At 40.6% G+C, this 26,882-nt stretch carries 27 protein-coding genes and 1 tRNA gene; 11 read left to right on the forward strand and 17 right to left on the reverse strand.

Annotated elements, in window-relative coordinates; genetic code table 11:
* Window positions 1–161: 161 nt before the first annotated feature.
* Window positions 162–773, reverse strand: coding sequence for an alpha/beta hydrolase (locus BLT94_RS09755; RefSeq protein ID WP_092233400.1), 612 nt, complete (start codon window positions 771–773; stop codon window positions 162–164).
* A 161-nt stretch (window positions 774–934) separates the two neighbouring features.
* Between BLT94_RS09755 and BLT94_RS21985 the strand changes: the two genes are divergently transcribed.
* Complete coding sequence (locus BLT94_RS21985) at window positions 935–1,102, forward strand: hypothetical protein (RefSeq protein WP_158406093.1); 168 nt, start codon at window positions 935–937, stop codon at window positions 1,100–1,102.
* A 192-nt stretch (window positions 1,103–1,294) separates the two neighbouring features.
* On the opposite strand, the gene BLT94_RS09765 is transcribed toward BLT94_RS21985, so the two are convergent.
* The 3 genes from BLT94_RS09765 to eno form a co-directional block, all read right to left on the reverse strand.
* Window positions 1,295–2,956, reverse strand: coding sequence for a CTP synthase (locus BLT94_RS09765; RefSeq protein ID WP_092233403.1), 1,662 nt, complete (start codon window positions 2,954–2,956; stop codon window positions 1,295–1,297).
* A gap of 129 nt (window positions 2,957–3,085) precedes the next feature.
* Window positions 3,086–3,916 carry a hypothetical protein gene (locus BLT94_RS09770; protein ID WP_092233406.1) on the reverse strand — a complete coding sequence of 277 codons (831 nt, stop codon included), beginning with the start codon at window positions 3,914–3,916 and terminating at the stop codon, window positions 3,086–3,088.
* 30 nt (window positions 3,917–3,946) lie between these two features.
* Complete coding sequence (gene eno, locus BLT94_RS09775) at window positions 3,947–5,218, reverse strand: phosphopyruvate hydratase (RefSeq protein ID WP_092233409.1); 1,272 nt, start codon at window positions 5,216–5,218, stop codon at window positions 3,947–3,949.
* Window positions 5,219–5,612: 394 nt separating this feature from the next.
* On the opposite strand from eno, the gene BLT94_RS22520 reads away from it, so the two are divergent.
* The gene (locus BLT94_RS22520; protein ID WP_092233412.1) at window positions 5,613–6,266 is read left to right on the forward strand and encodes a class I SAM-dependent methyltransferase; all 654 of its coding nucleotides are present in this window, start codon (window positions 5,613–5,615) and stop codon (window positions 6,264–6,266) included.
* Between the two features lie 130 nt (window positions 6,267–6,396).
* On the opposite strand, the gene hcp is transcribed toward BLT94_RS22520, so the two are convergent.
* A complete protein-coding gene (gene hcp / locus BLT94_RS09785; RefSeq protein WP_092233415.1) occupies window positions 6,397–8,067 on the reverse strand; it encodes a hydroxylamine reductase in 1,671 nt (556 codons plus the stop codon).
* A 474-nt stretch (window positions 8,068–8,541) separates the two neighbouring features.
* On the opposite strand from hcp, the gene BLT94_RS09790 reads away from it, so the two are divergent.
* The 8 genes from BLT94_RS09790 to BLT94_RS09825 all read left to right on the forward strand — a co-directional run bounded on the left by BLT94_RS09790 (window position 8,542) and on the right by BLT94_RS09825 (window position 14,599).
* Window positions 8,542–9,216, forward strand: coding sequence for an adenylate kinase (locus BLT94_RS09790; RefSeq protein WP_014957312.1), 675 nt, complete (start codon window positions 8,542–8,544; stop codon window positions 9,214–9,216).
* A 152-nt stretch (window positions 9,217–9,368) separates the two neighbouring features.
* A complete protein-coding gene (rpsU, locus tag BLT94_RS09795; RefSeq protein WP_014957311.1) occupies window positions 9,369–9,578 on the forward strand; it encodes a 30S ribosomal protein S21 in 210 nt (69 codons plus the stop codon).
* A gap of 66 nt (window positions 9,579–9,644) precedes the next feature.
* Entirely contained in the window at window positions 9,645–10,982 is a 1,338-nt protein-coding gene (locus BLT94_RS09800) for a bifunctional folylpolyglutamate synthase/dihydrofolate synthase (RefSeq protein ID WP_175530314.1), read from the forward strand.
* A gap of 27 nt (window positions 10,983–11,009) precedes the next feature.
* A tRNA-Arg gene (locus BLT94_RS09805) sits at window positions 11,010–11,085 on the forward strand.
* A 10-nt stretch (window positions 11,086–11,095) separates the two neighbouring features.
* On the forward strand, window positions 11,096–12,355 hold the full coding sequence (locus BLT94_RS09810) for a glycosyltransferase family 4 protein (protein ID WP_092233421.1): 1,260 nt from the start codon (window positions 11,096–11,098) through the stop codon (window positions 12,353–12,355).
* Complete coding sequence (locus BLT94_RS09815; protein WP_092233424.1) at window positions 12,342–13,052, forward strand: class I SAM-dependent methyltransferase; 711 nt, start codon at window positions 12,342–12,344, stop codon at window positions 13,050–13,052. Before BLT94_RS09810 ends, BLT94_RS09815 begins: the two co-directional genes overlap by 14 nt.
* 69 nt (window positions 13,053–13,121) lie before the next feature.
* A complete protein-coding gene (locus BLT94_RS09820) occupies window positions 13,122–14,168 on the forward strand; it encodes a ChaN family lipoprotein (protein ID WP_092233427.1) in 1,047 nt (348 codons plus the stop codon).
* Between the two features lie 167 nt (window positions 14,169–14,335).
* Complete coding sequence (locus BLT94_RS09825) at window positions 14,336–14,599, forward strand: nickel-binding protein (protein ID WP_014957306.1); 264 nt, start codon at window positions 14,336–14,338, stop codon at window positions 14,597–14,599.
* A 144-nt stretch (window positions 14,600–14,743) separates the two neighbouring features.
* On the opposite strand, the gene BLT94_RS09830 is transcribed toward BLT94_RS09825, so the two are convergent.
* Window positions 14,744–16,351: a protein adenylyltransferase SelO gene (locus BLT94_RS09830; RefSeq protein WP_092233430.1), complete on the reverse strand. Its 1,608-nt coding sequence runs from the start codon at window positions 16,349–16,351 to the stop codon at window positions 14,744–14,746.
* A 268-nt stretch (window positions 16,352–16,619) separates the two neighbouring features.
* Here BLT94_RS09830 and BLT94_RS09835 point away from each other — a divergent pair, with 268 nt between their 5' ends.
* Window positions 16,620–16,853 (forward strand): hypothetical protein, encoded by a 234-nt coding sequence (locus BLT94_RS09835; RefSeq protein WP_092233433.1) that lies wholly within the window; start codon window positions 16,620–16,622, stop codon window positions 16,851–16,853.
* Between the two features lie 95 nt (window positions 16,854–16,948).
* On the opposite strand, the gene BLT94_RS09840 is transcribed toward BLT94_RS09835, so the two are convergent.
* From BLT94_RS09840 to BLT94_RS09885, 11 genes are all read right to left on the reverse strand, one after another.
* Window positions 16,949–17,407 carry a ferritin family protein gene (locus BLT94_RS09840; protein ID WP_092233436.1) on the reverse strand — a complete coding sequence of 153 codons (459 nt, stop codon included), beginning with the start codon at window positions 17,405–17,407 and terminating at the stop codon, window positions 16,949–16,951.
* A gap of 139 nt (window positions 17,408–17,546) precedes the next feature.
* The gene (locus tag BLT94_RS09845) at window positions 17,547–17,762 is read right to left on the reverse strand and encodes a hypothetical protein (protein WP_245743072.1); all 216 of its coding nucleotides are present in this window, start codon (window positions 17,760–17,762) and stop codon (window positions 17,547–17,549) included.
* Between the two features lie 503 nt (window positions 17,763–18,265).
* Entirely contained in the window at window positions 18,266–18,409 is a 144-nt protein-coding gene (locus BLT94_RS21990) for a hypothetical protein (protein ID WP_175530315.1), read from the reverse strand.
* A gap of 140 nt (window positions 18,410–18,549) precedes the next feature.
* The gene (locus BLT94_RS09850; protein ID WP_092233439.1) at window positions 18,550–19,815 is read right to left on the reverse strand and encodes a DEAD/DEAH box helicase; all 1,266 of its coding nucleotides are present in this window, start codon (window positions 19,813–19,815) and stop codon (window positions 18,550–18,552) included.
* 728 nt (window positions 19,816–20,543) lie between these two features.
* Entirely contained in the window at window positions 20,544–21,590 is a 1,047-nt protein-coding gene (locus BLT94_RS09855) for a protein-glutamate methylesterase/protein-glutamine glutaminase (RefSeq protein WP_092233442.1), read from the reverse strand.
* A 23-nt stretch (window positions 21,591–21,613) separates the two neighbouring features.
* On the reverse strand, window positions 21,614–22,063 hold the full coding sequence (locus BLT94_RS09860; RefSeq protein ID WP_245743073.1) for a chemotaxis protein CheX: 450 nt from the start codon (window positions 22,061–22,063) through the stop codon (window positions 21,614–21,616).
* Window positions 22,020–22,445 (reverse strand): response regulator, encoded by a 426-nt coding sequence (locus BLT94_RS09865; RefSeq protein WP_092233448.1) that lies wholly within the window; start codon window positions 22,443–22,445, stop codon window positions 22,020–22,022. Before BLT94_RS09865 ends, BLT94_RS09860 begins: the two co-directional genes overlap by 44 nt.
* Window positions 22,446–22,468: 23 nt before the next feature.
* Window positions 22,469–23,317, reverse strand: a complete 849-nt coding sequence (locus tag BLT94_RS09870; RefSeq protein ID WP_092233451.1) for an HDOD domain-containing protein — start codon at window positions 23,315–23,317, stop codon at window positions 22,469–22,471.
* Window positions 23,314–23,793 (reverse strand): chemotaxis protein CheD, encoded by a 480-nt coding sequence (locus tag BLT94_RS09875; protein ID WP_092233454.1) that lies wholly within the window; start codon window positions 23,791–23,793, stop codon window positions 23,314–23,316. The genes BLT94_RS09870 and BLT94_RS09875 overlap by 4 nt, the downstream gene beginning before the upstream one ends.
* A gap of 143 nt (window positions 23,794–23,936) precedes the next feature.
* Complete coding sequence (locus tag BLT94_RS09880; protein WP_245743074.1) at window positions 23,937–26,564, reverse strand: chemotaxis protein CheA; 2,628 nt, start codon at window positions 26,562–26,564, stop codon at window positions 23,937–23,939.
* Window positions 26,554–26,796 (reverse strand): hypothetical protein, encoded by a 243-nt coding sequence (locus BLT94_RS09885; RefSeq protein WP_092233457.1) that lies wholly within the window; start codon window positions 26,794–26,796, stop codon window positions 26,554–26,556. The genes BLT94_RS09880 and BLT94_RS09885 overlap by 11 nt, the downstream gene beginning before the upstream one ends.
* Window positions 26,797–26,882 lie beyond the last annotated feature (86 nt).

The following is a 26,882-nucleotide window of genomic DNA, read 5'->3' on the forward strand; positions in this document are numbered from 1 at the left end:
TTCTTTTTTTGTTGTGGCAGACAAATATGCCATGCATGTTTTATATGAAAGTTTTCAAAAATCCAAACAGCGATTTTCAATCTTTGTTGTGGGCAAACCAAGGCGAAAGACCAGGTATGCCCGTGGCAGTTATACAAAAACAAAACCATCACAAATAATAGTTACTTTTCAAACAAATAATCTGTTAAAACGATTTTAAGCTTACCCAGGCAGCCCGAATAAAAATGGTCACAATCTTCAACAATCTGATAACTCGGGGCAATCCGCCAACGATGGATATGATCTTGAACCAGGTCTGAAGGCGCGATTTCATCATTGCTACCGGTCACAATCAAGCCGGTAGAAGGCATTTTTTCAATATCATCAAAGCTCATAAATCCAACAGGCGGCGATACCATAACATGGTCTTCAATTTCACATCCTTTTGAAACCACCAGGGCATTCATTCTTGCTCCAAAAGAATATCCTGCAAGAGAAATCTTTTTGTAACCCTGTTCATTCAGCCAGGACATGACAGCCTTTACATCCTCCTGCTCCCCGTTTCCATCATCAAACATACCTGTGCTGTTACAGGTTCCCCTGAAGTTAAATCTAAGAGTTGTAAATCCTTTTTCAAAAAAAGATTCAGCAATGGTCATCACCACAGGATTATCCATATTCCCGCCATAAAGCGGATGAGGATGACAGATAATGACAGCCCTTTGATTATCTTTTTCTTGCAAAATGCTCTCGAGTTGAATATTTTTACAGTGAATCGTGACGTGTGATTTCATTTGAAAAATCCTGTTTTTATAAACAATAATATCTCTTTGCTTGTAACCAAGCCTTTTTTTTTATAAATTATACCTTGCTTGATACAAGCTTTGATTATTTATAGAGGGTATTATTGAGAATATCAATTATTTTTAGAGATTTATAAATGAAGGGGCAACTCATGAAAATAAAGATCTGCCATAATTGTGGCGAAAAATTGAATAGCTTGACAGAAAAATGTCCAAAATGTGGCATCATTCCGAAAACATCCATCCCACCCGCTTTAATAGGAATTGCTGTTGTAATTATTTTACTGCTGATCGTGATTGCCGGATTAATTTTGTTATAGATACCATATTCAATCTGATTTCCCGACATCATGAAGCCGCTTCAAATCAAACAAAAAAAATTATAATATCAGAAACAAACCTGCACTGAATTTATTCTGATTAATGCCCAATCAGTTCGCCACAATGATAAGAAAAACAAAACCGGAATGCAGTATTGCTCTTCTTATCATAATCTACGTGTTGATCATTGTTTATTTTTTAATCATGACTTGCTTTTTAGCATTTTTCAATGATGCTTTGATAAAATCCCTGAATAATGGATGCGGATTTCCGGGTTTTGATTTGAATTCCGGATGAAACTGACACCCAAGATACCAAGGATGATCTTTAAGTTCAACAATCTCAACCAATTCATGATCAGGCGAAGTGCCGCTTATGACAAGCCCTGCCTCATCTATCAGTCGGTCTTTATATTCATTGTTAAACTCATAACGATGACGGTGACGCTCAAAAATTTCCTCTTGTTTATAGGCTGCCATTGCAAACGTCTCTGGAACCAGCTTACAAGGATATGCTCCAAGACGCATTGTGCCGCCTTTATCAGACTTTTCATCACGTTTTTCAATCTGCTTTGTATGCTCGTCATACCATTCTTTCATAAGGTAAATCACAGGATAAGGAGTATAAGGATCAAACTCTTCACCATTGGCATCTTCAAGATTCAGCAGATTCCTTGCGATTTCAATAACTGCCATGTGCATCCCCAGACAAATCCCAAAATAGGGCACCTTATTCTCTCTTGCGTATTTTGCCGCTAAAATCTTGCCTTCAATCCCTCTTGTGCCAAATCCGCCCGGTACAAGAACCCCGTCGCTTGCGGAAAGAATTTGAACAACGTTGGCTTCCGTAAGTGTTGTAGAATCGACATATTGAAGATTAACCCTGGCATCATTTGATATTCCGCCGTGGGCAAGTGCTTCGTTGAGACTTTTATAACTTTCCGTCAAATCAACATATTTGCCAACAATAGCGATATTAACTGAAAATCTCGGATTTTTAAGTCTTTCAACCATTTCCCGCCATTCATCCAACTGCGGTGCCCTGGCCCAGATGTTCAGTTTCTTTAATATTGTATCACCAAGCCCTTCCTTATTATAGACCAGCGGGACTTCATAAATACAGTCCACATCCTTTGCCGTAAAAACCGCATCAGTATCCACATTACAAAAAAGTGCGATCTTGGCTTTAATTTCCCGGGACAGATAGCTTTCGGTTCTGCAAAGAAGAATATCCGGCTGAATGCCAATACTTCGAAGTTCTTTAACGCTGTGCTGCGTGGGTTTTGTTTTCACTTCGCAAGCAGTTTTAATATAAGGGACAAGGGTCAGATGAATATAAATAACATTGGATGCTCCTGCATCCGCCTTAAACTGCCGGATAGCCTCCAGAAAAGGCAAAGATTCAATATCCCCAATGGTGCCGCCGATCTCAACAATCACAACATCTGCATCATCAGATACCAGACAGATGCTCTGCTTGATCTCATCGGTAATATGGGGGATGACCTGCACCGTGCCGCCAAGATATTCCCCCTTGCGCTCCTTGGTAATTACCTGATCATAAATTTTGCCGGTGGTAAAATTATTATTCTTACCCAATTTTGCATTGGTAAACCGCTCATAATGGCCCAAATCAAGATCTGTTTCCGCTCCATCATCAGTTACAAATACTTCACCATGCTGGAACGGATTCATCGTTCCGGGATCAACATTTATATAGGGATCAAGTTTTTGAATGGTAACCGTCAGGCCGCGGCTTTCAAGCAGCATTCCTATGGCAGCGGATGCGAGTCCTTTGCCTAAAGATGACAATACGCCTCCGGTAACAAAAATATACTTGGTGTTCTTAGCCATTATTCCTCGCTTGTTTAAAATATTTCATATAAAAGTCTTTGCAAACCAAACATAGACTTTCATGCTTTTTTGTGGCCAAACCCGAATGACCAGATTGTTGTAAAAAAAGGCCAAGCCTGCCTATGGCAGTTATTCATATAGTTTTTTAAAATTCTCTATGCGCCTGTCAAGATCGTCAACCTGTCTGGAATTCTCATCCAACGAATCAGGCTCATTTTTTGGATATAAACGCTTAATATGATCAATATCAAACAAAGAAAGAGAAAAATTTGATTTCAAATCAATCTCGTTCACCTCAATCGTTGCAAACAATTGATTGTCCAAAAAAATATAAACCTGCTTTGGATACCAGGTTTTGCTGACCTGCTGCCAATTACTATAAAAAAACTCAACCAGCCAGCCATTTTTTTCAACCACATATTGTACGGGCAAAAAAGATTCTTTTTCTATCCAGAGTCCGGCAAAGGGTTCACCTTTTGTCAAGGGTCGGCCAATGACATAGCAAACGGTATCATTAAATCTTTGAAAAGATACTTTATCTATATCAATTCCTGCCAGAACAAGCTGTTTTAAAAGAGTTTCATGGTTCCGGTAAAGCAGAATATCCGTATACATATCAAGCAGCGGTTTATCATTGGAAATGATAACCCCATTCATCACTTTGATACATTCAAAATCAGATTCAACACTGAAACTTGTCATGGCATCTGAAATAATTTCAGATCTGAACCGGTTGGGGTATCGATAAATCAGCCGTTCTTTTAATTGCTGAACACCTTTTTGCGTGTCTTTGTAATTTAAAATCTTTTTGTTCTGATAAACTTCAATGCCGACCGGCTGTTTGATCTTTTTTACAACCAGATTCAGCAGGTGAGGCGTTTGAGGCACAAACGCTTCACCCACACCTGACAGCAGGATTAAAAACAGCACAAAAAAGCCTACAAAAAATCTTTTTTTCATAACCTGAGGGTCACAATATATATATTAAAATCAGACAAAAAGATTTTCAGGAAATAATGCACTATCTCCCAGTTGTTCTTCAATCCTGATGAGTTGGTTGTATTTGGCCACCCTGTCACTTCTGGACATGGACCCTGTTTTTATCTGCCCGGAATTTATACCCACTGCAAGATCTGCGATAAAAGAATCTTCGGTTTCTCCGGATCTATGGGAAACAACCGTTGTATAACCGGATTCTTTTGCCATCTGAATGGTGTCCAGGGTTTCCGTAAGGGTTCCGATCTGGTTCAATTTGATAAGGATCGAATTGCCGATTCCCTTTTCAATTCCTTTTTTAAAGATATCCGGATTTGTCACAAAAACATCATCTCCAACGATTTGTATGGAATTTCCAAGCCGTTCGGTCATAAGTTCCCATGAATCCCAGTCCCCTTCTGCAAGCCCGTCTTCTATGGAGTATAAGGGATATTTTTCAATTAATTTTTCATAATAATCAATCAACTCCACAGCTGAAAGTTCACGGCCTTCCGACTGAAAAATATATTTGCCATCCCGGTAGAATTCAGAAGCAGCTGCATCAAGGGCAATACCAATATCCTTACCCGGCCTGTACCCGGCAGCCTCAATGGCATTGATGATATATTCCAATGCAACTTCATTGGATTTAAGGTTTGGAGCAAACCCGCCCTCGTCCCCGACAGCAGTGGAAAGGCCTTCACCCTTTAAAATTTTTGCCAGATGATGAAAAGTTTCTGCTCCCATCCGAACCGCTTCGGTAATGGAATCAGCTCCAAAAGGAAGAATCATGAATTCTTGTATATCCAAATTATTCGGGGCATGAGCCCCTCCATTGATAACATTCATCATGGGAACCGGCAGCACTCTTGCATTAATACCGCCCAGATGCTGATACAAAGGAATCTCACAGGCTTGAGCTGCAGCCCTTGCCGCTGCCATGGATACGCCCAAAATGGCATTGGCACCAAGTCTTGACTTGTTTTCAGTACCGTCAATATCAATCATGGTTCTATCAAGACCTGCCTGATCCATGGCATCATACCCAATAATTTCAGGCGCAATAACTTCATTGACATTGGCAACCGCGTTTAAAACACCCTTGCCCAAAAACCGGCTTTCCGAGTTGTCCCGAAGTTCCAAAGCTTCCCTTGTGCCGGTTGAAGCACCGGATGGAACCGCGGCCCTGCCCTTTGCACCGCAGGCTAAAACAACATCCACTTCAACTGTTGGATTCCCTCTGGAATCAAGGATTTCCCTTGCCCTGACATCAATTAATTCCGTCATTTTGCTCCCCTATCCTAAAATTTATTTTTTTATTATGAGTTTTAAAAATTTCATGATTTTTTCCGCACCCATTAATAGCAATATCCCTTCTGACATTCAAGGGCTATTCTCAAATTCTTTACCCTGATTTTTAACCGTTAAAACTTACCAAGTCACCAGATTGAACTATCCCTCTATGGAAGGGTCAAGCTTGCATTATTGGCGATTTTATTAAAAACCTCCTTTATGATCAATCAGTTGGCACAAACACAATAACACAAGTCCGACCTCATTGGCCCCATGAACCCATGGGCCAACAATTATGACGGGTGGCCGACATTCTGATCAAGCCTCCTTTTTTTGATAACCAGTGAAAGTTATTTAACCTCTTATCTTTTTATGATAAACAAAAAAAATGATAATCAAATCCAATGAGATCCATTGTCCCTTATGCAGAAGTAAAAATTTGAATTCATTTTTCAAAGACAAAAAAAGAATCTACCTGCGCTGTTTTTATTGCAAGCTGGTCTTTGTCCCAAAGCAATATTGGATTAATGCCGAAAATGAAAAAAAAAATTATGATTTGCATAAAAACGATTCAAATGATCAAGGCTATCGACAATTTCTGTCTCGATTAAGCACGCCGATATTGGAGAAGATAAATTCAAAACAACAAGGATTGGATTTTGGTTGCGGTCCGGGTCCAACCCTGTCGGTCATGCTAGAAGAACAAGGCATTCAGACGAATCTTTATGATCCATTTTACCACAATGATCCTTCGGTGTTTTATAAAAAGTATGATTTCATTACTGCAACGGAAGTAGTGGAACATCTACATGATCCATATACGGAATTTACCGCCTTGTTCAAGATGTTAAAAAAAGGCGGATGGCTGGGGATTATGACCAAGCTTGTGATCAATAAAACCGCTTTCAGTCAATGGCATTATATTCGAGACATGACACATATCTGCTTTTATAGTAGGAGTACCTTTGAGTACATAGCGCAACGCTTCAATGCCGAACTTAACTTTATCTCAAATGATGTGATATTGCTGAATAAAAAATAGACCTTTGACTTTAATATTTTTTTTGATCAAGGCAAAAGCTTAACCAAGTTCAAAGGCCTTTTATAACAATGAAAGTCCTTTGAACTGAATAGTTTAATTCCTAATCAAATATTTTAAAACCAAGCCTGTATCAATTTCCTGCCATCATTGCAGCCACATCTTCCTCCGGGGTCGTTATGGGTTTAATATCAAATTTTTCAACAAGAGCATTGGCAATTCCCGGAGACAAAAAACCCGGAAGTGTGGGCCCAAGACGGATACCCTTAAGACCTAACGACAGCAATGCCAAAAGAACCAGTACAGCCTTTTGTTCATACCAGGCAATATCAAATGAAATGGGAAGATCATTTATATCCTCAAGGCCAAAAGCCTTCTGAAGCTCCATGGCAACCACGGCAAGAGAGTAGCAATCATTGCACTGCCCTGCATCCAAAACCCGTGGAATACCGCCGATATCCCCCAGATCAAGCTTGATATATTTATATTTTGCACAACCTGCAGTCAGGATAACGGCATCTTTTGGCAATGCTTTGGCAACTTGTGTGTAATACTCCCGGTTTTTTTGTCTGCCATCGCAACCGCCCATGACAATAAAGCGCTTGATGGCACCTGATTTAACCGCTTCAATAATTTTATCCGCAAGGGCCATAACCTGGTTATGGCCGAAACCGCCCGTAATCTGACCGGTTTCAAGCTCCTCGGGAGGATCGCAGGTTTTGGCCATCTTGATGATGGCGGAAAAATCTTTTTTTCCCCCTTCTTCTCTGTCGGGAATATGTGGAGTCCCATCAAATCCGACAGCACCAGTTGTAAACAATTTATCCTTATAAGCCGCCTTTGTAGGCACAAGACAATTAGAGGTAAACAGCACCGGCCCATTGAATTTTGCCATTTCTTCTTTCTGGAGCCACCATGCATTGCCGTAATTACCAAAAAGATGAGAATATTGTTTTAATTTCGGATAATAATGAGCCGGCAGCATTTCACTATGGGTATACACATCAATCCCCTGGTCTTTGGTCTGTTCAAGCAGGTCTTCAAGATCCACCAGATCATGACCGGTGACCAGTATCCCCGGATTTTTACCCACACCAATGTTGACCTGCGTAATCTCAGGATTTCCATAAGCTGTGGTATTGGCATCATCCAAAAGAGCCATGGTTTTTACACCCATTTCACCGGTTTTGAGAACAAGGGCAAACAGGTCATCTTGTGATTTAGTTTCATCCACCAAAGTTGCAAGAGCTTCCATCAAAAACTCAAATATTTCCCGGCAGGACTTTGTAATCTGATACGCATGTTCGGCATAGGCGGAAATCCCTTTCAATCCATACAAAACAAGGGCTTTTAACGAACGTTCATCTTCATCTTCTATTTCAAGCCAGCCCCCGGCACCACTGTCGGCTTTGGCCAGAAGATCCTTGTCATCTGCCGGCACCCAGGTGGCACACTCGGGAACAGGCAAAGAAAAATTTGTACCGTTTTTTTGCTTATAAGCCTTTAAAAATTCATCTTTCAGGCGGTCCCTGATATCAATTCCTTTTTTTATAAAACCAATAAAATCTTCCCGGTCAAAATTGGCATTGGTAATGGTGGAAAAAAGCCCCTTATCAATAAAAAAACCGGCCTCATTATCGTAGATGCCAAATTCTTTTGCTTTCACGCCCCATACGGAAACACCTTTTAGCCCCCAGACAAACAAGTCCTGAAGATTTGCAACTTCAGCAGTTTTCCCGCACATCCCCTGTTTCATGGAGCATCCTGTATTTTTCATGGTCTCCTGGCATTGATGGCAAAACATGTTATCTCCTCCTTCTTTAAAAAATGTATTAAATAAAAACCAAGGTAACAACGGGTGTTAAATTTTAATGAAGATTCATTTTGTAAACCAACTATAAATAGAATATTGGCAGCATTGAGTCTTCGCACGGATGAAGAAGAGCCTAAATTATTTAAAATATTACAACAATCAGCCCTCAAAGTACATAAAAAAGAAATCCAGAATCAAACACAAATCATTAAGTGATAGAGACTAGAAGGGCCTGGCAGTTGACCTTTACGGAATCATTTGTTAACCGTATATGTGAAAGGTTTTTCTTAACCTTGACAAATAAAAACGACTCTTATATTTAGGGGAGTTGTGCCGATTTTACTTACATTTTAATAACTACCATGGGCAGACTTGTTATTTCAACTTGGTTTGCTCAAAACAAAACATGAAAGTCTTTATTTGAATTTTTAAAGACTTTCATAATAAAATATTAAGGAGTCTTGAATGAACATTTTATTTTTTGGACCAAACGGAAGTGGTAAAGGAACCCAGGGCGCTATCCTGAAGGACAAATACAATATTGCACACATTGAGTCCGGTGCCATTTTCCGTGAAAATATCAAAGGCGGAACAGACCTGGGTAAAAAAGCAAAAGAATATATCGACAAAGGAGATCTGGTTCCTGATGAAATTACCATCCCAATGGTTCTCGACAGAATAAAACAAGATGATTGCAAAGGCGGATGGCTTCTGGACGGTTTCCCAAGAAATAAAGTTCAGGCTGAAAAACTCCATGCATCCCTGGAAGAAGCCGGTATCAAACTCAATTATGTAATTGAAATGCTGCTTGACAAACAGATTGCAAAAAACAGAATCATGGGTCGTCGCCTTTGCGAAAATGATAACAATCACCCCAACAATATTTTCATTGATGCCATCAAACCGGATGGAGACAAATGCCGGGTTTGCGGCGGTGCATTAACCAAACGTGATGATGACCAGGATGAAGTTGCAATTGATAAACGTCATTCCATCTATTATGACACAGAAACAGGCACACTGGCGTCTTCTTACTATTTCAAAGATGTGGCGGCAAAAGACGATGCTGTAAAATACATAACACTGGCCGGAGAAAAAGCGCTTCCTGAAGTAACAGAAGAGTTGATTTCCAAACTCTAAAACCAGCCGATAAAATTTTATAAAAGAGAGCCTTTCCTCCTTCAACTTTAGGCGGAAAGGCTTTTTTTCTTGCTTTTAATATGTGTATTTGTTAGATAGTCGGGTTATAAATATCTCGGTATTTAAATACACTATGAAAGGGGCGATGTTTTTTGAAGGAAATTACAGTCACGGTTATTGATAATGATGTTGAAAGAGCGTTAAGGATATTAAAGAAAAAAATCCAGAACGATGGCCTCTTCAAACGTCTTAAAGTGAAAAAACATTTTGAGAAACCATGTCAATTCAGACGGCGTAAGATGCGAGAAGCAATGAGAAGACAGAGAATTGCTGCTTCACGCTCACGCAGAAGACCCAGGTAACAATTAAAATTCACCCGGTATAAATTATTTTCTTTAATACTTTATACCGGGTTTTTGTTTAAAAAAATGAAAAATAAAACTTCCCAAAATAATGCTTATCAAGCATGCCTCGATAAAATATACAAGCTTGGCCGTTTTGGCATCAAACTTGAACTGGACACCATATTAAATATTTTACAACGGCTGAACAATCCTCAAAAAAATTATCGTATAATTCATGTGGCTGGCACCAATGGCAAAGGCTCCACCGCCACATATATTGCATCAATTTTACAAAAAGCCGGGTTTAAAACAGGAATTTATACGTCACCGCATCTGGTTGATTTTAATGAGAGGATCGCCATAAACGGGGAACATATTTCAAATGACCAGGTTGTAAAAGCCTATGAAGCCGTCAATGCTGCAGATATCGGGGAAAGAAAAGCCACTTTTTTTGAGATTGCGACTGCAATGGGTTTTTATCACTTTTCAAAGGAAAATGTTGACTGGGCCGTAATTGAAACCGGCATGGGTGGAAGATTTGATGCCACCAACGTTATCACCCCACAGGTCAGCGTTATTACCAACCTGTCAATTGAACACACTGATTATCTTGGCAATACCATTCAAGATCTTGCCAAGGAAAAAGGCGGCATTATCAAACCGGACATACCGGTTGTCACCGGGGTTTTCCAGCCTTCAGGGCTTGACGTCCTCAAACAGATTGCAAACGAAAGATCATCTGAACTTTTTATTTATAAAAAAGATTTTTCAGCAAGAAAAGATCCAAATAAAAACACCTATACCTACACCGGGTTGAAGAACAGTTTCAATAAACTGATAAAGCCTTTGCCAGGGGATCACCAGAAAGAAAACTTAAGCCTTGCCCTTGCGGCGTGTGAGCTGGTTTTTGAAAAGTTAAAAACCAGTGATAAACGATACAATTTAAACCAAGCTCTTGTCTGTGACGGACTTTCCATTGCCAAATGGCCGGGGCGACTTGAGCATGTCATGAAAAAACCCCTTGTCATTCTTGACGGGGCCCACAACCTTCACGCCGCAAAAGTACTTGGAAAATATTTATCGTCACACCTGGACGGCAGAAAACTGACACTGGTACTTGGCATCCTTGATGACAAGCCTTATGAAAAAATGCTTGAAAGTCTTGTACCCTGTGCCCAAAATTTTATCATCACAAAGGCAAAAATAGACAGAAGCCTTGAACCATCCGTTTTGAAACAAGCTGTCCAACGACTTACCCACAGCCCTGTCACAATCATTGAAGATGTAAAAGAGGCGGTTACCCATGCCATTAACAATTCAAATGAAAACGACGCTGTGTGCATAGCCGGATCACTCTATGTGGCTGGTGAAGCAAAAGAAAAATTTAACCAGGAAAAGCTCAATCATGATCTTGACCATTAGCAAAGATTCAAGTATCATATGATTTTTGCGCTCGTAGCCCAGGGGATAAGGCGTCAGCCTCCGAAGCTGAAGATCGCTGGTTCGATTCCAGCCGGGCGCACCATACAACTTTCATGAACACACCCCTTAAAATAGGTCTTATCAGCTATCGAAGCAACCCCCACTGCGGTGGCCAGGGGGTTTATATCCGTCACTTGAGCCATGCCCTTTGTGATCTCGGCCATGATGTTGAGGTTATTGCCGGACCACCTGATCCTCTGCTGAATACTAATTCACATAATACGTCAAGTAACACGTTAACCCTTACCATGCTTAAAACACTGGATCTTTATAACCCTGAAGACCTTTTCCGAACCCCTAGCCTGTACGAACTCAAAGATCCCATCAACCTGATTGAATGGCTTGATGTTTCCACCATGGGATACCCTGAACCCCTTACCTTTGGGATGCGGGTTAAAAGACACCTTAATGAGACAAAAAAACAATACGATATCATCCATGACAACCAATGCCTGTCTTATGGAATTTTGTCCCTGGCAAAAACAATGCCTGTCACGGCAACGATTCATCACCCCATTACGGTTGACAGAAGACTTGCGGTTCAAAGTACAACATCTTTTCTAAAAAAACTCAAAGCCCTTCGCTGGTACTCATTTATCAGTATGCAAAAACGGGTGGCAAAAAAACTGTCCCACATCATAACGGTTTCAGACAGCTCTAAAAAGGATATAGCAAAAGAATTCAATATTTCCGAATCAAAATTCAAAACCATCCCCATCGGCATTGATACAGACAATTTTTATCCTTTGGAAAACATTAAAAAACAGTCCAATAGGATTATTGTTACCAATAGCGCGGACACCCCATTAAAAGGACTTTTTCATCTGCTCTTTGCCATAAAAGGTGTTTTAAAAACCAGACAGGTTAAGCTGGTAATCATTGGCACCCCCAAAAAAGGGGGAAGCATTGAAAACCTGGTTAAAAAACTTGGGCTGGACCAGCATATAAAATTCACCGGCCGCATTGACAATGATCAATTTGTCAAAGAGTATGCCAAATCCTCTATTGCCGTCGTACCATCTTTATATGAAGGATTTGGACTGCCGGTGGGAGAAGCCATGGCCTGCAGGATTCCGGTAATCTGCACCACAGGAGGCGCATTGCCCGAAGTTGCCGGAGATGCGGCAAAAATGGTTCCTCCTGGGGATGCAAAATCATTGGAAACAGCTATTTTAGAACTGCTGGATGATCCGTCCCAGCGCGAAACACTTGCCGAAAAAGGGTATCAAAGGGTTTTAAAAGAATTTAACTGGAAAAAAACCGCTGCCAGAACCGTTGACACCTACAAAGAAATTATAAATGATTACCATTGATTTTAACAAACTTGATATTCATCCCAATGACCGGATACTGGATATTGGATGCGGTGAAGGCCGCCACACCATAGAGGCCTGCCGGCAACAAGGGACCCTCTGTGTTGGTGCTGATGTCGGAGTTAAAACTCTTGTTGAGACTAAAAAAAAAATCGCCTTTCATCGGGCCTTGGATGATCTTTGCTGTAAAAGCGTTGATCTGTCCTGCATGGATGTGACCTGCCTGCCGTTTAAAAACAACTGCTTTGACACTGTCATCTGTTCGGAAGTTCTGGAGCATATCCCGGATGATCAAAATGCCATGTCCGAACTTGTCAGAATTTTAAAACCCGGCAAAATTCTGGCTGTCAGTGTTCCAAGATTTTTTCCGGAAAAACTTTGCTGGTTTTTATCGGATGAGTATGTAAACGCCGACATGGGTCATGTAAGAATTTATCAAAAACATTCGTTGATCAAGGCGATGGAAGCCTTTGGGGTCCGGCACATTTCCTCCCATTATGCCCACAGCATCCATGCCCCGTTCTGGTGGCTCAAATGTTTGATCGGACCCAACAGAACAGATTCAAAATTTGTCACCCTTTATCATGAGCTGCTTGTCTGGGATTTGATGAACAAACCTAAATTCACGGCATTTGTTGATAAATTACTCAATCCCGTCCTTGGAAAAAGTCTGGTTCTCTATTTTAAAAAGCCATAAGGTTTGATACCATACAATAATCATGGATGTCCGATTCAATCAATAACATTACGATAAGGGAGACCCACAATGGACCGACTGTTTATTTTTTTCCTGATTTTTCTTATCCTGCCCATCCTTCAATCCTGCGCCACAGTAAACAACCCAGTCCTGAGAAAAGATCCTCTGATCGGAAAGATAATCAACGCCCAGACAGGTGTACAAATAAATTTTGAATCCCTTATTAAAGATATCAGCACCCATGATGTGATCTACCTGTCTGAAAAACATGACAATCCTGAGCATCATAATATTCAGCATAAAGTGATCAATTCTTTGATTAAAAATGGATTAAAACCCACACTTGGATTTGAATTTTTCTCCATGGATAACACACCTGATCTGCTCAATTTTGTTGATTCTGGAAAAGTACCCCATTCTAAAAAAACAGAAACAATCATTGAAAAAAACCTGAGAAAAAAACTTGGCTGGGATACCCATTCAGATCAAATGTGGAAATTTTATTATGATCTTTTAAAAATCGCAAAAAAAGAACACCTTCAAGTTGCTGGAATTGATCTGCCAAACACCTTAAAAAAAAGAATTACCCGAAAAGGCATCAACGGCATTACTCCCATTGAAAAAGACCTGATTTTTTCAACACAATTAACGGATAAGGCATACAAAGATTACATGTACTCTATTTTCAAAGAAGTTCACTGCGGCATGAGCCATGGAAAAATGCAATCAAGATTATATGATACATGGGTAGCAAGAAACGATAAAATGGCATTATCCATCAACCAACTTCATAAACATCTCAAAGGACCCGTAATTATTATTATCGGCGGCGGACATACTGCCTATGGCCTGGGGGTTATCAACAGGGTTACGGCCATTGATAAAACAATACAGCAAATCAACATTGACTTAAAGGAAATCGATCTAACACCGTCAAGGCTATCTGAATATATTCAGCCCCTTGATCTGGAAGGCTTTGAAAAAGTCCCGCCGGCAGACTATCTCTGGTTTACCCAGAGGGTCTCCTATACAGACCCGTGTGAAGAATTTAAAAAATCTTTACAAAAAATGAAAAAACATTCTGAAAACTTCAAAAGAAATAACCCTCCAAAATGACACTTTTTTAAATGGCAACACCTGAAAAACATTTTATGCATCATTGCCGGAAAAGTTCTTGACCATTTGTTTTTATTAACTTATAAAAAATATTGAAAACTTTCGCCACCTGCGAAAGATAAGCTGAATCTCTATTTTTTTAAACAAAGACTTTAAGGAGGACACGAATGGCAAAAGTTGCAGTGTTTCATTACACAGAAAAAGCAAGAATCCCGGAACTGACCCCTGAACAAGCGGCAGGCTTTAAGGCAAGTATGGAAAAAAATCTTGCGGAAAATCCCGATGTCAAATTGGAAGGCATCTTTGTAAATTCTGATGGAATAGGGTTCGGCATTATCGATGCCCCGGATGCGGAAGCAGCCAGAAAGGTGGTGGAAGGCTCAGGAGCAGCTTATGATCTTATCACGGAAGTGCAAGAATTAAAGCTTTAAACAGATAACCTGAAAATCACAAACATCATAAAAGGTCTGCTTTACACGACAAGCAGACCTTTTTTTCAATCCATAATAAATTCAAATTTATTCAGACAATCAAATCGGTAGTCCTATCCGAAAACCAACAATCACAACTCGTTATCAGGAACTGCAAGACAGCATTGAACAACCGGGTCTGTTCCTGGCCCATTCAGGCCTTTTTGCTGCAAACATTTCCCTTCCCGGCTGCTCATCATAGGGCTTTCGCATCACATCCAGCAGTTCCCGCACCATGGAAAAATCGCCATCCTCTGCCTTGTCAATAGCGGTCTGGGCAAGGTAATTTCTCAAAACATATTTGGGATTTACCTGGTCCATTTGCTGTTTTTTATCCCATTGGGAAATCCGATTCAGACCCAGTCGTTTTTGGTAGACCTCAAGCCAGGCATTCAAGCGAGCAATATAGTCCAGAGTAATCTGATCCGGATCATAAAAGGCATTCTCCAGAAAAGATGGGATTAAAGTTTTTGCTAAGCCATCTTCAGTACCCAGGTGTGACAGCCCCCTGAAAAAAATCGTGTAATCGGTTTCCGTCAATTGAAAAATATCAAGCAGTCCTTTGATAATGGCAATGTCCGTATTGGGTTCAAAGTTTTGAAATCCCAGCTTTTGTGTCATCATAGTGAGTTGGCTCTGCCGGAAGTATTCTTGAGCATCATCCAGAGCCTCTTGGAGAGGTTCCGGGTGCTTGACCACGGGAAAAATAGCATTGCCCAGCTGGGCCAGATTCCAAAAAGCCATTTGGGGCTGATTTCCAAAGCAGTAGCGACGGCCAGCCAAATCCGTTGTATTGGGAGTCCAGCCGGGATTATAGTCTTCCAGCCAGCCATAGGGACCATAATCAATGGTCAAGCCCAAAATGGACATGTTATCCGTATTCATTACCCCATGGACAAAACCAACACGCATCCAGTGAATGATCATGTCCATGGTTCTCATACAAACCTCCCTGAACCAACGTACATAGACAGCCTGTGACGGTGAAGTCAGATGGGGAAAATCAGTTTCAATGGTATAATCCACAATACGCTTAAGAAGACTGTTTTCCCCCCGGGCCGCCAGAATCTGAAAGTTGCCGAACCTGGTAAAAGACGGTGCCATGCGGCAGACAACCGCCCCTGGCTCAAGCTTGGGATGGCCGTCATAAAACATATCCCGCTCCACATCTTCACCTGTCAAGGTCAGGCTCAAGGCCCGGGTAGTGGGAATACCCAGATGAAACATAGCCTCACTGCACAAAAATTCCCGGATGGAAGACCGCAGCACGGCCAGTCCATCGGCAGTTCTGGAGTAAGGTGTGGGACCGGCACCTTTTAGCTGCAGCATCCAGCGTTCATCCCGCTGGTTAAGGATTTCTCCCAGATTAATTGCCCGTCCATCTCCCAGTTGCCCGGCCCAGTTGCCAAACTGATGCCCCCCGTAACACATGGCAAAGGGATCCATACCCGGCAAGAGATGATTTCCGGTAAAGACCCGGGTAAAAAGCTCTGACTGGCAGGCCTCATCCTTCAAATCCATCAGCAGGGCGGCTTCAGGAGAAAACGCTACAAGCCTGGGGGCCGCTACAGGCGTGGGTTTCACCCGGGAATAGCAGGCACCAGTCACCTGTCGTCTTGTATTGGCGGTATTTGGATCACATGGCAGGTTTCTGACAAAACGATTATCAAAGGTCAAGTTTTCAAGGGTATTGGATTTTCTTTCAAGTGTCATGACATCCCCTTTTATATTAAAATCAGTCAGGCTATGTTCTGGCCGATCAAAATTATTTTAGGTATGTCTCACAATATAATCATTGATTTCCATAACAACAGGCAGAGTTATTTTTTTTAAAAAATTGGTCGTGATTCCAAGACAAACTATGCTTGGATAGTTCTGTTTGAATTATTCCAGGGTTGACATTCAAATATTTCGTTACAATACTATAAACAGTTTAACCTCAACTATCTTTAAATCCATTAACAAATAAGAGAGGTGACCCATGACAAATCTTCATACCTGCAAAACCTGTGGCAAAGTGGCAAAAAACCAGGGACATTTATGCGATCCTGTTGAACTCAAAAAAGCATATACCTGTGAAGACTGCGGAGCGTCTTCCCTTGATGCCAGACATATCTGCAAACCCAGGCTGGGAAAAATCAGATATACCTGCAACGGATGCGGACGTTTATCAGTCGAAGCCGACAAATTGTGCGATCCCAAAGAAATTCTGTAAGACTTGAGATCTATCTTTGAAAAACTGTGTTATCCTGAAAATTACGGCTTTCCCAGCAGCAGACTGCAGGGAAAGCCCCAAGCAAATTACTTGGCTTACCAAACCTCGGGATAGGCGACATCTACAAATTTTTGTTCCATTTTGAACTTATGGTTCCGTTCCATGGCAGCAAGATCCAGAAAAATCTTTTTTAATTGTTCGTCATCGCAATTTTCAGCAAGGGTCATATATTTTTTCATGGCGATTTCTTCATTTTTCATGGCAATACCAACCGCACTCTTAAGATCCATCTCCTCATTAACAACAGGCATTGCAATGGTTTCAGATACCTTAAAATCCTTTTCATAATCGAAAAAAGAGGTGTCCATTTTTTCTTCGGTTAATACACGGATCAAAATTTTTTCATGCTTTCCTTCTTCCCTGGAAAATTGCTCAAACAATTCTTTGAGATATGCATCCTTGATCCTCTTAGCAACCTTTTCATAAAAATTTTTCGCCTCAATTTCACCTTTAATGGCATCTGAAATAACCTGTTTATATTTTTCTAAATTCATATTCTCCCTCCATATGTTATCATGCTATATTAATAATGATTAAAATACCCAGGCTGTTACGGAATGCACAATTCGCCAAGACTATCTACAGTATACAGTCATGAAATGAACAATTGTACATTTCAATCAGCCATTCACTTTACACAATCTGCAAATTGCTCGGTTTTTGAATATGATCCTGTCTTGCCAGGCGAAGCCCATCCATATATTTAATCAATCCGTCACAGGTTGTCAACGACTGTTGGTTTTCACCTTCCAGATCAATTGCGACACCAATAATCATGATATTATACTGACTGGCAATATCTTTTGATTCCTTCATCAGGCATAGTTCTCCACCGTGAACAATTCCCATTTCATTTCCAAATATCGAATGGAGACTATCTTTTTCTTACGTTTATCCAGGCTTTTGCCGGAGCTGTTTTCTTTTTTTACGGGGATACGGACCGGATCACCATAAAAAAAACGCGCTTTGCCTACCCGTTAATAAGGCAGAAAAAACGCGCGATAGGTCAGATTGTGGCTATGAGGAAAGTCCTGTTTTTCCCTTCTTTTTCTCTTGCTTATCCTTTTTCTTTTCTTTCATAGTTTTTTCCGGTTTCTTTTTAACGGCTTTTTTGGAATCTTGTCCCTTTGACATATATGCCTCCTTAATTATATGGAAATCAGCCCAATGAACATCTTCCCGTGCTTGTTATATTTTTGAGTTCATTAAAAAAATGATCATGATCAGGTTACAGTCATTATCTTCGATAAAAAAACATATCCTCATTAAATGTTACAATGACAATGCTTAAAACTTATTATGTATTGATACAATCTGTGATTTTTAGCATCACGCTTTTTTCAGAAAATAATTTACTCTTCAAAAGGAGAGGTGTCCTCATTCTTCTCGACAGTAGTTTTTTGTTTCTCCAACTTGCGTTGCTTTTTTTCTTCTTTTTTCTTTTTCTTTGCCAATTCTTTTTGGCGCTTTTCAAATGAATAGTTTGGTTTAAACATGAGCAAATCCTTATTAATACTTTATGTTTTGCCTAAAAAAGACTGCTATAAAAAAAGGACTCTTAGGGGAACCACTTTATTCTATTGCCAAAGCATCTCTTGATACGTCGACTGGCAGTCTGGATATCCAGACAAATCTGTTATGGATGAGATGTTCTGCTTTTGCTGATCGCCAAAGAAAAAACACCGCCGTGTTGGTTTCTGCCTCGCCCGCCTGAAGCCGATTTTTTTCCTCTCGGCATTGGTCGTGAAATGCGTTTCCTCTTTTTAGCCACAATCTCTTTGGTATCCCAGGCAAAACCAGGAGTTTCCTGGCAACGCATTTTTTTTCCCAAATTTCGCTCTATGAGTGAAATTATTTTGCTATCTTCCTGACCGGCAAAAATAAATGCCTGACCGGTTCGTTCTGCCCGTCCGGTACGCCCTGTTCGGTGGGTATATGTTTCGGCTGTATCCGGGACATCATAGTTGATGACATGGGAAATCCCCTTCACATCAATCCCCCGGGCAGCAATATCGGTGGCCACCAGGATCTTGAATGTACCATTTTTAAAACCGTTCAGTGCTTCCTGCCGTTTGACCTGGGAAAGATTGCCTTGGATTGAAGCTGCCTTATAGCCCGCTTTTTGTAGTATCAGAGCCAGGCTTTTTGCCTTGTGTTTGGTTCGGGTAAAAACCAGCGTACTCTTCATTTCCTCTTTTTGAATAATTGTTTTAAGCAAAGAGGTCTTCTGTTCTTTTGAAACCTGAAACAGGACATGGGAAATTGCGAGAACCGGCTGGGTATGATTGATTTGTACAGTTGCCGGATTTATCAATATATTTTCCGCCAAGTGACGGATTTCCTTAGGCATGGTGGCAGAAAAAACCAGAGATTGACGTTTCGTGGGCAGCTGTTTGATAATTCTGCGGATATCAGGTAAAAATCCTTTGTCAAACATATGGTCTGCCTCATCAAGAACCAGCGCTTCAACAGCCTTCAAAGAAAAAGCCCGATCATTAAGGAGGTCCAGCAATCGACCCGGGCAGGCAACAATAATTTCCACGCCACTTCGGATTGCTTTGACCTGGGGATGCTTACCCACACCACCATAAATGGAAATACTCCGCAAACCGGTTTTTTGTGCCATTTTGCTGATATCTGCATGAATCTGTTCTGCTAACTCCCTTGTGGGTGCTACGATCAACGCCCGCACTTTTTTTCGAGGACCATCCAGCAGTCGCTGAAGAAGAGGCAGAACAAAAGCTGCAGTCTTTCCAGTCCCGGTCTGGGCCAGACCAAGGATATCTCTGCCGTCAAGTATTGGAGGAATAGCCTCTTTCTGGATCGGGGTGGGAAGTGTATAGCCGCAGGCTTCGATACCCGCTTCTATTTTAGGGTCAAACTTAAAACTTTTAAAACTCATTAATACTCCTATGTATTCCGTAATGATCTACCAGGTCATTTTCCTGGTTAAAAGATCTGAGGATTCATTAGAATCCGTTTATTATTTTATTTAATTTTATGGGAAATGATTGAATTGATTATACTGAGGCCACCAAAGGCAATCGGCAGATCATCGCCCGAGTTAATAGCTGTAAAGACATGATAATGGTTTATACTATAAAATATCATCATCGTTTCTCCTGTTTATTGAATCAGCAGAAACTTCGGCGGCAACAAACGATGTTTTATAAAACAACGAGGTTAACGAGAAAAACTTTGAAGGAAAATTTGATTCTACCTAAATATAAAGATACAGTATACATGGATGTATGGAAATTGCAATGAAATAAAAAAAGCTCTAGCCTGACGCATGAACAAACAAACGCTGCAATCATAATGAATTGAAAAATAACTTTTCGCGCTATTTTTGGCCAAATCAAACCATAACCCATTGATATTACAACAACCGGCATAAAAATTAATGCATCAGGACTAAAAAAAACCGCTAAACCTACCAAGGATCAATGCCTATAGCCCCTCGATACAAGTTTGCCTGATTCAAAAGCACTGATCAGACAGACATGGCGGTATCTCTTGCCGGACTCGATCAAAAAAAAACACCCCGTATTGAAAACCAAAATACGGGGTGCATTCTGATTGGAGGAGTGCAGCACGAACAGATCGAACGATTATAAATTTTCTTAAAACCTATAATCGTTCTAAAAGGGAAATTGCTTTGCCTGCAATAGTATTAATATCATGAACATGATCAACAGCACCAATTTTTATTGCCTCTTTGGGCATCCCAAACACCACACTCGATTTTTCATCCTGGGCAATATTAATTGCTCCTGCTTTTTTCATTTCCAGCATTCCGGCAGCGCCATCCTTACCCATACCGGTCAGTATGATGCCCAGCGCATTGGCCCCGGCATACCTGGCAACGGACTTAAACAAGACATCCACCGCAGGCCGCTGATAATGGACAAGAGGGCCTTTTTTAATTTCCACATAATACCTGGCACCACTTCGTTTGAATATCATATGATAATTGCCCGGTGCAATCAGAACCCTTCCGTTTATAACGGTATCACCATTTTTTGCTTCAACAACATTCATCTGGCACAACTCATCCAGCCTCTCGGCAAATGATGTTGTAAAACGGGCAGGCATGTGCTGGACCACCACAATCCCAGGAAAATTCTGCGGCAGCCGGGTCAACACCTTTTTGATGGCTTCCGTACCCCCGGTGGAAGCCCCAATTGCAACAATTTTATTGGTCGTGACGGAAAGGGCTTTTGATTCAATGGCACCCAAAGGCGCATTCTCTATTTTCTTTGCTTCCGATGGCATCACTCTTACCCTGCTGATCGCCCTGATTTTTTCGGCAAGCTGCAGGCTCATATCCCCAACGGAATAAGCGGCACTAGGTTTTGATATAACCTCAAGAGCACCCAGGGAAAGTGCTTCAAAAGCAAGTTTGCTTCCCTTGGTCGTTAATGAACTAACTATGATAACAGGAATAGGATAATACTTCATCAATTTCCTTAAAAAAGTTATGCCGTCCATGCGGGGCATTTCAATATCAAGGGTAATCACATCCGGTTTCAATTTCACTATCTTATCCCGTGCAACATAGGGATCAGGGGCGGTTCCTATAACCGTAATCCCTTTTTGTTTAGACAATTGCTCAGAAAAAACCTTTCTAACAACAGCAGAATCATCTACAATCAGTACTTTTATGTCATGGAGCATATATAATTCTCCTGGTATGCCAATCAATCCAGTGAGACATGAATTGCCATCATTGATGGAGTGGTCTCTACGATAGTAAACAATTCTGATTTCGGGATTTCAGATTCATCAATCACTTTTGGTATATTCAATTCAAAAGGAACTTTTGAATCTACTCTACTCAATGTATTGCCGCAGATCATGTTCAAAGTTTCCGTCAATGTACCCAAAAGATGTTCTTTCTCAAGGCTTTCCCTGGATTCCCCCATAAAATTTTCAGTCATGTCAACCAGAAGATTTTTGGGAATCACAAGGATAAAATGTCCGGAAAAATCACCGGAAAAATCCAGACGGCAGGCCAGATTAGGTTTATATTTATCCATTCCGCTTTGAATAAATGTTGATTCTTCAGGAAATTCAACAGGCAAATAAAACATGGTCTCCATTACTTCAGAAATCGAAGTCGTCATCGCTGTCATCAAAATCTTCATCATAGCTAATTTCTCCAAGGATATCAGTTAGTAAATCCCTTATTGTTTCAGGTGTAAAGGGCTTGGTGATATATCCGGCTGCACCGCAGTCCATAAACTCTTTAATTTTGGTTTCATTGCCCTCAGTGGAAATAACTACAACCGGAATATCCTTTAAAAGGTCATCTTGTTTAATTGTTTTAATAAATTCCATGCCGTTCATGACCGGCATGTTGTAATCGGTTATTACAATATCAATCCAGTCGTTTTTCATAAGTTCAAGCGCCTCTTTACCATTGGCGGCTTCATGGAATTCAGAATTTGCATAGCCGGCAGCCTTAAAGGTTCTTTTTATCACAGAACGCATGGGCAATGAATCATCCACTATAAGTATTGAGTATGACATTGTTTTTTTCCTATTATCCAGTGTTAAACAATCTGTAACAATTCTTCAACTTCCTGCATGTTAAAGCCAAATTCTGCAATAATCATGGCTATATCATCCGCTGAAATCCCCAGTTCCTTCATGGCCTGATTTTTAAACCGGTATGCAAGCCCATCCGATCCCACACCTATTCCCAGCATCATACACAGGCAGTCGGCAAGATAAACAGCGGCAATTTCCTTGTCTTTGATCATGGTTTCATCAGCCAGGTGATGATGCCGGATGATTTTAACCATTTTAGGACTGAAATTCCACATTTTTGCGATCATGGCACCCAGCTCGGCATGATCAATACCCAGTATCTTTTTTTCAGCTTCTCTAAAACTGAAATTTTTGTTTTTCAGAAGATTTTGAATTTTTTTTGCAGAACGGCTTACATACTTTTCCAAAATAATTTTGCCGATATCCTTTATCAAGGCCGACGTAAATATCATGCTTTTATTTTCCAAAGACAATTTAATGGCTATCTGCTTTGCAAGAACAGCAGAAGAAACAGAATACTTCCAGATATCCCCCTTTTCCAAGCCATATCCGTCCTGATTCCCGGAAAGACTTTCTGCCCCGGATTTCATTAAAACAAGTTCAATCACTTGATCCGTACCCAGCATATTAACGGCATCTTTGATGGATTCCGCCGGATTTTTAAGACCGAAAAACGCTGAATTGCAAGTTTTTAACACACTGGCCGTTATAATAGGGTCATATTGAATTACATTGGCAATATCTTCCATTGAGCTGTCAGGGTTATCCACAACAGCCAGAAGCTGATTAGCAACAGCTGGAATCGGTTTTAAATTTTTGATTTCTTTTAATAATTCCTGGATTGAATTCATATTCTTACCTCCTTTGATCCGGAAGTTCTTACATATATGTCGCCGGTTGCGATTTCAATCCTGACGGTCCGATTTACATTCCCGCCAACATCCTGCTTGTTGATCATAACTTTGTTTTTAAAAAACATTTTTTTCAATGCCATATAATTTCTTTTACCAATGTTAAAAAAACCTTTCTGGTCAAGAATTTCCGCTCCTCCTGCAACATATATTTTCATTCGCTGTTTAACCCCACCCAGCTTATAAGCAAACTTAAACAGCCTGGGTATTCCGGTATCAGCAAACATATAAGGCCTGGCAGCAGCCTTTTTTTCATCAATGGAAGACTCCGGCAGCATATAATGCAAAATACCTCCAACTTTAACAACAGGATCGTATATGACAAGACCGATACAGGAACCAAGGGAATAAGTGATAATTGATTCAGATCTGCTATTGCTAACTTTCATATCAGCTACACCAACGACAGTTTTCACATAGAGGTCCTTTCATTTTTTTATTGCTTAAAACCTAACCCGGACAAGCCGAAACCAAATAGTCTTTCTGATTTTCTTGCTAAAATAACACAAAAATCAGAGATAAGAACCTAAGTTGCATAATAAAAGATTTCTTAAGGCTCCTATTGCATGCCCTGTGACACAAGGCTGAAAATGCCATGAATATCGAGAATAAGCCCCACTCGTCCGTCAGCAAGGATGGCTCCGCCGGCAAGGCTTTCAACATCCTCAAGATTGGTGCCGAGACTTTTGATTACATATTCGTCTTTGCCCAGAAGTTCATCAATCAGCAATGCTCTTTTTTCTTCCTTTGACTCAACAACAACAACAAGACTCTCCCAGACAGATTTTTTTTGATTGCTGCTATTGTAAAGTTCATTCAATCTGATCAAGGGAATCAAATTACCCCTGTCCTTGACCATTTCGCCTTTACCCCTAACGGTAAAATAATCTTCTTTCTCCGGTTTAAAAGCTTTTTGTATGGCTATGGTGGGAATGACATATCTTTCATCATCAACCCTTACAAGCATTCCGTCAATAATTGCCAGCGTAAGCGGTAAGCTGATGGTAAATTTGGTTCCAACGCCTTTTGATGATTCAATATGCAACTGCCCCCTGAATTTTTCAATCCCATCTTTGACCACATCCATGCCAACCCCTCTGCCGGAGACATCAGTGATCTGCTTTGCAGTAGAAAACCCGGGCTGAAGGATGAGATCATAGATCTGGGCATCCGTCATCTGTTCATTACCTGTAATAAGACCCGTGCTTTTAGCCTTTTCAAGTATCCCGTCCTTGTCAAGCCCTTTACCGTCATCTTCGATTTCAATAATGATATGCCCGCCTTTATGATAAGCCCTCAAAACAATCTGACCCTGAGAAGACTTTCCATGTTCAAGACGATCTGTTTTTGATTCGATGCCGTGATCAACGGAGTTTCTGATCATATGGACCATGGGTTCATACAGCGCATCCACAACATTTCTGTCGATCTCGGTTTCTTCACCAATCATATTTAAAGCCACGTCTTTGCCTGATTTTCGGGATAAATCCCTGACCAGGCGTATCATTTTCATAAAAGTTGCTTTAATCGGGATCATTCTCATGGACATGGCAATATTCTGCATATTGGTTACAATCAAACCAAGCTGAGCAACATTCTGGCTCAATGACGGATCATTTGACGTTTTCTGTTTGAGCATGGACTGGGCAATGACAAGCTCTCCTGCATAATCCACAAGATCATCCAGTTTTTGAGTACTCACTTTAACCTGGGAGACCACCTGTTTTTTGGACAGATTTTGTTCCATCAAGGCAGAGGCAACCTGCTTGGGGGCTGCTTTTTTTTCTTCAACCAGTATTTCCCCGAGTTTTTTCTCAGGAGATTCCTGCTGACTCTCAAGGGATTGATCAAGACTTTCCTTGTTGATAACACCTTTTCTGACAAGAATCTCTCCCAGAGGTTCTTTTCCGCCTTTTGTCAGGGCAGTCTGGAGGTTTTGGAGTTTGTCCCGCAAATGGTTAATGTCAATATCATCATCCGGCTGCTTGAATCCTGTGGAAGTCCCTTGTTTTACCCTTTCTATGAGATTTTTCAAGGCATCCACAGATTCCAATATGGCATCTGTTGCTGTATTATTAATCACAAAATCTCCGCTGCGAGCACTGTCCAGAAGATTTTCCGTTGTATGGGAAAGCTTATTGATTTTCGTCAGTGACAAAAAGCCGGACACCCCTTTAATGGTATGAAACGGACGGAAGATATCGTTGATAATATCCTTATTGGTCGGATCCTGCTCCAGATCAATTAAACTGACTTCAATTGTATCAAGGTTTTCCTCAGCTTCAGATACGAAATCTATAAGAATTTCCATGTCATCGTCTGATATTTTTTCCGGTTCTGTTCGGACTGCCGGTTCCGGTTTTTCTTCAATCTCCACGGCCTTTTCAGGTTCCTGTTCTTCCTTTATAGGCAAAATTTCTTCAGGTTCCGGCTCTTCTATTACCACTAAGGTTTCTTCGAATTCCGGCTCTTCCTCAATTACCTCAGTCTCTTTGACCTCTTGTTCTTTATCGAGCTTGACATTTAACAATTCCAGAACATCAGAATAATCAAATGCAAACCCCTCTCCTCTTTTCAAATGGCTCAAGACGGATTTGAGCAGCAAAAGGCCTTCTTCAATGGGTTTTGTATCATGAACATCTTCCAGGGTCATGTATTCCACATACCCTTTGCAGGCAACCGAGACTTCATTCAAGATAACAAAATTTTTCTGTTTTGAAACCGCAATAAGCTCATCCAGTGTATTGAGCATCAAACCAAGATCAGGAATTTCTCCGGGACAATAACCGCTGATCAGATCAGCGAATTGTTTCAAATTTTCTTCTATTCGATCCAAAACCTGAGAATCAGGTATTTCATCAGATGAATTATTTTCAGTATGATCCGAAACCTGATCATTTTTTTCCGGAAAAGATATGGGCGACGACAATTCAGATATCAATTCACCCAGAGCAGTCATTTTTTTTTCAACATCCCCGGTATTATTTTTTAAAACAGCCGTTATAATTTTTCTTGCCTTTAAAACCTCTTTTGCTTTAGCATCCAAAGACAGTTCCGTACACTTTCCATGAATTTGTTTCAAAATCGGCAACAAACCGGATAAGCTTTCCGGCTCTTCTTCTGGATTTGCCAGGACAAAATCACAGGAAAGTTTTTCAACTAAATCTTCAATGATTTTATAAGTCATAATAATTCCAATGTCTAAGATTAAAAGTCTCCAAAACCATCATCACCATCAAATAGATCACCTGCTTACTTGAAAACTTGGCGGTTTTCACATTTTTTTTAGCAATTCCTTCAGGTTTGGCACAGATATCGAGAGAAAGGGATGTAACAGTAAGTTTTTGTTTAAAACCAAGTCGCCCCAATTTATTGTTTTTTTTTTCTATTACTTCAAAATCGGTTTTCTCAAACCTCATTAAAAACTCACAACATTTCTTGTTATAGCCCAGCTACTGCCCAAATCAAAAAAAACACCGGAACATGTTTGATGTTCAGATCAATT

This window comes from Desulfobacula phenolica (assembly GCF_900105645.1).
Taxonomy (GTDB): Bacteria; Desulfobacterota; Desulfobacteria; order Desulfobacterales; family Desulfobacteraceae; genus Desulfobacula; species Desulfobacula toluolica.

Coding starts and splice junctions, on each gene's coding strand:
- BLT94_RS22520 (WP_092233412.1), top strand. CDS start 5,613: ATGATAATCAAATCCAATGAGATCCATTGTCCCTTATGCAGAAGTAAA.
- eno (WP_092233409.1), bottom strand. CDS start 5,218: ATGACGGAATTAATTGATGTCAGGGCAAGGGAAATCCTTGATTCCAGA.
- BLT94_RS09835 (WP_092233433.1), top strand. CDS start 16,620: ATGACAAATCTTCATACCTGCAAAACCTGTGGCAAAGTGGCAAAAAAC.
- BLT94_RS09830 (WP_092233430.1), bottom strand. CDS start 16,351: ATGACACTTGAAAGAAAATCCAATACCCTTGAAAACTTGACCTTTGAT.
- hcp (WP_092233415.1), bottom strand. CDS start 8,067: ATGTTTTGCCATCAATGCCAGGAGACCATGAAAAATACAGGATGCTCC.
- BLT94_RS09850 (WP_092233439.1), bottom strand. CDS start 19,815: ATGAGTTTTAAAAGTTTTAAGTTTGACCCTAAAATAGAAGCGGGTATC.
- BLT94_RS09770 (WP_092233406.1), bottom strand. CDS start 3,916: ATGAAAAAAAGATTTTTTGTAGGCTTTTTTGTGCTGTTTTTAATCCTG.
- BLT94_RS09790 (WP_014957312.1), top strand. CDS start 8,542: ATGAACATTTTATTTTTTGGACCAAACGGAAGTGGTAAAGGAACCCAG.
- BLT94_RS09885 (WP_092233457.1), bottom strand. CDS start 26,796: ATGAGGTTTGAGAAAACCGATTTTGAAGTAATAGAAAAAAAAAACAAT.
- BLT94_RS09815 (WP_092233424.1), top strand. CDS start 12,342: ATGATTACCATTGATTTTAACAAACTTGATATTCATCCCAATGACCGG.
- BLT94_RS09880 (WP_245743074.1), bottom strand. CDS start 26,564: ATGACTTATAAAATCATTGAAGATTTAGTTGAAAAACTTTCCTGTGAT.
- BLT94_RS09870 (WP_092233451.1), bottom strand. CDS start 23,317: ATGAATTCAATCCAGGAATTATTAAAAGAAATCAAAAATTTAAAACCG.
- BLT94_RS09855 (WP_092233442.1), bottom strand. CDS start 21,590: ATGCTCCATGACATAAAAGTACTGATTGTAGATGATTCTGCTGTTGTT.
- BLT94_RS09860 (WP_245743073.1), bottom strand. CDS start 22,063: ATGATGAAGATTTTGATGACAGCGATGACGACTTCGATTTCTGAAGTA.
- BLT94_RS09845 (WP_245743072.1), bottom strand. CDS start 17,762: ATGGGAATTGTTCACGGTGGAGAACTATGCCTGATGAAGGAATCAAAA.
- BLT94_RS09825 (WP_014957306.1), top strand. CDS start 14,336: ATGGCAAAAGTTGCAGTGTTTCATTACACAGAAAAAGCAAGAATCCCG.
- BLT94_RS09755 (WP_092233400.1), bottom strand. CDS start 773: ATGAAATCACACGTCACGATTCACTGTAAAAATATTCAACTCGAGAGC.
- BLT94_RS09865 (WP_092233448.1), bottom strand. CDS start 22,445: ATGTCATACTCAATACTTATAGTGGATGATTCATTGCCCATGCGTTCT.
- BLT94_RS09840 (WP_092233436.1), bottom strand. CDS start 17,407: ATGAATTTAGAAAAATATAAACAGGTTATTTCAGATGCCATTAAAGGT.
- BLT94_RS09800 (WP_175530314.1), top strand. CDS start 9,645: ATGAAAAATAAAACTTCCCAAAATAATGCTTATCAAGCATGCCTCGAT.
- BLT94_RS09810 (WP_092233421.1), top strand. CDS start 11,096: ATGAACACACCCCTTAAAATAGGTCTTATCAGCTATCGAAGCAACCCC.
- BLT94_RS21985 (WP_158406093.1), top strand. CDS start 935: ATGAAAATAAAGATCTGCCATAATTGTGGCGAAAAATTGAATAGCTTG.
- BLT94_RS21990 (WP_175530315.1), bottom strand. CDS start 18,409: ATGTTTAAACCAAACTATTCATTTGAAAAGCGCCAAAAAGAATTGGCA.
- BLT94_RS09765 (WP_092233403.1), bottom strand. CDS start 2,956: ATGGCTAAGAACACCAAGTATATTTTTGTTACCGGAGGCGTATTGTCA.
- BLT94_RS09820 (WP_092233427.1), top strand. CDS start 13,122: ATGGACCGACTGTTTATTTTTTTCCTGATTTTTCTTATCCTGCCCATC.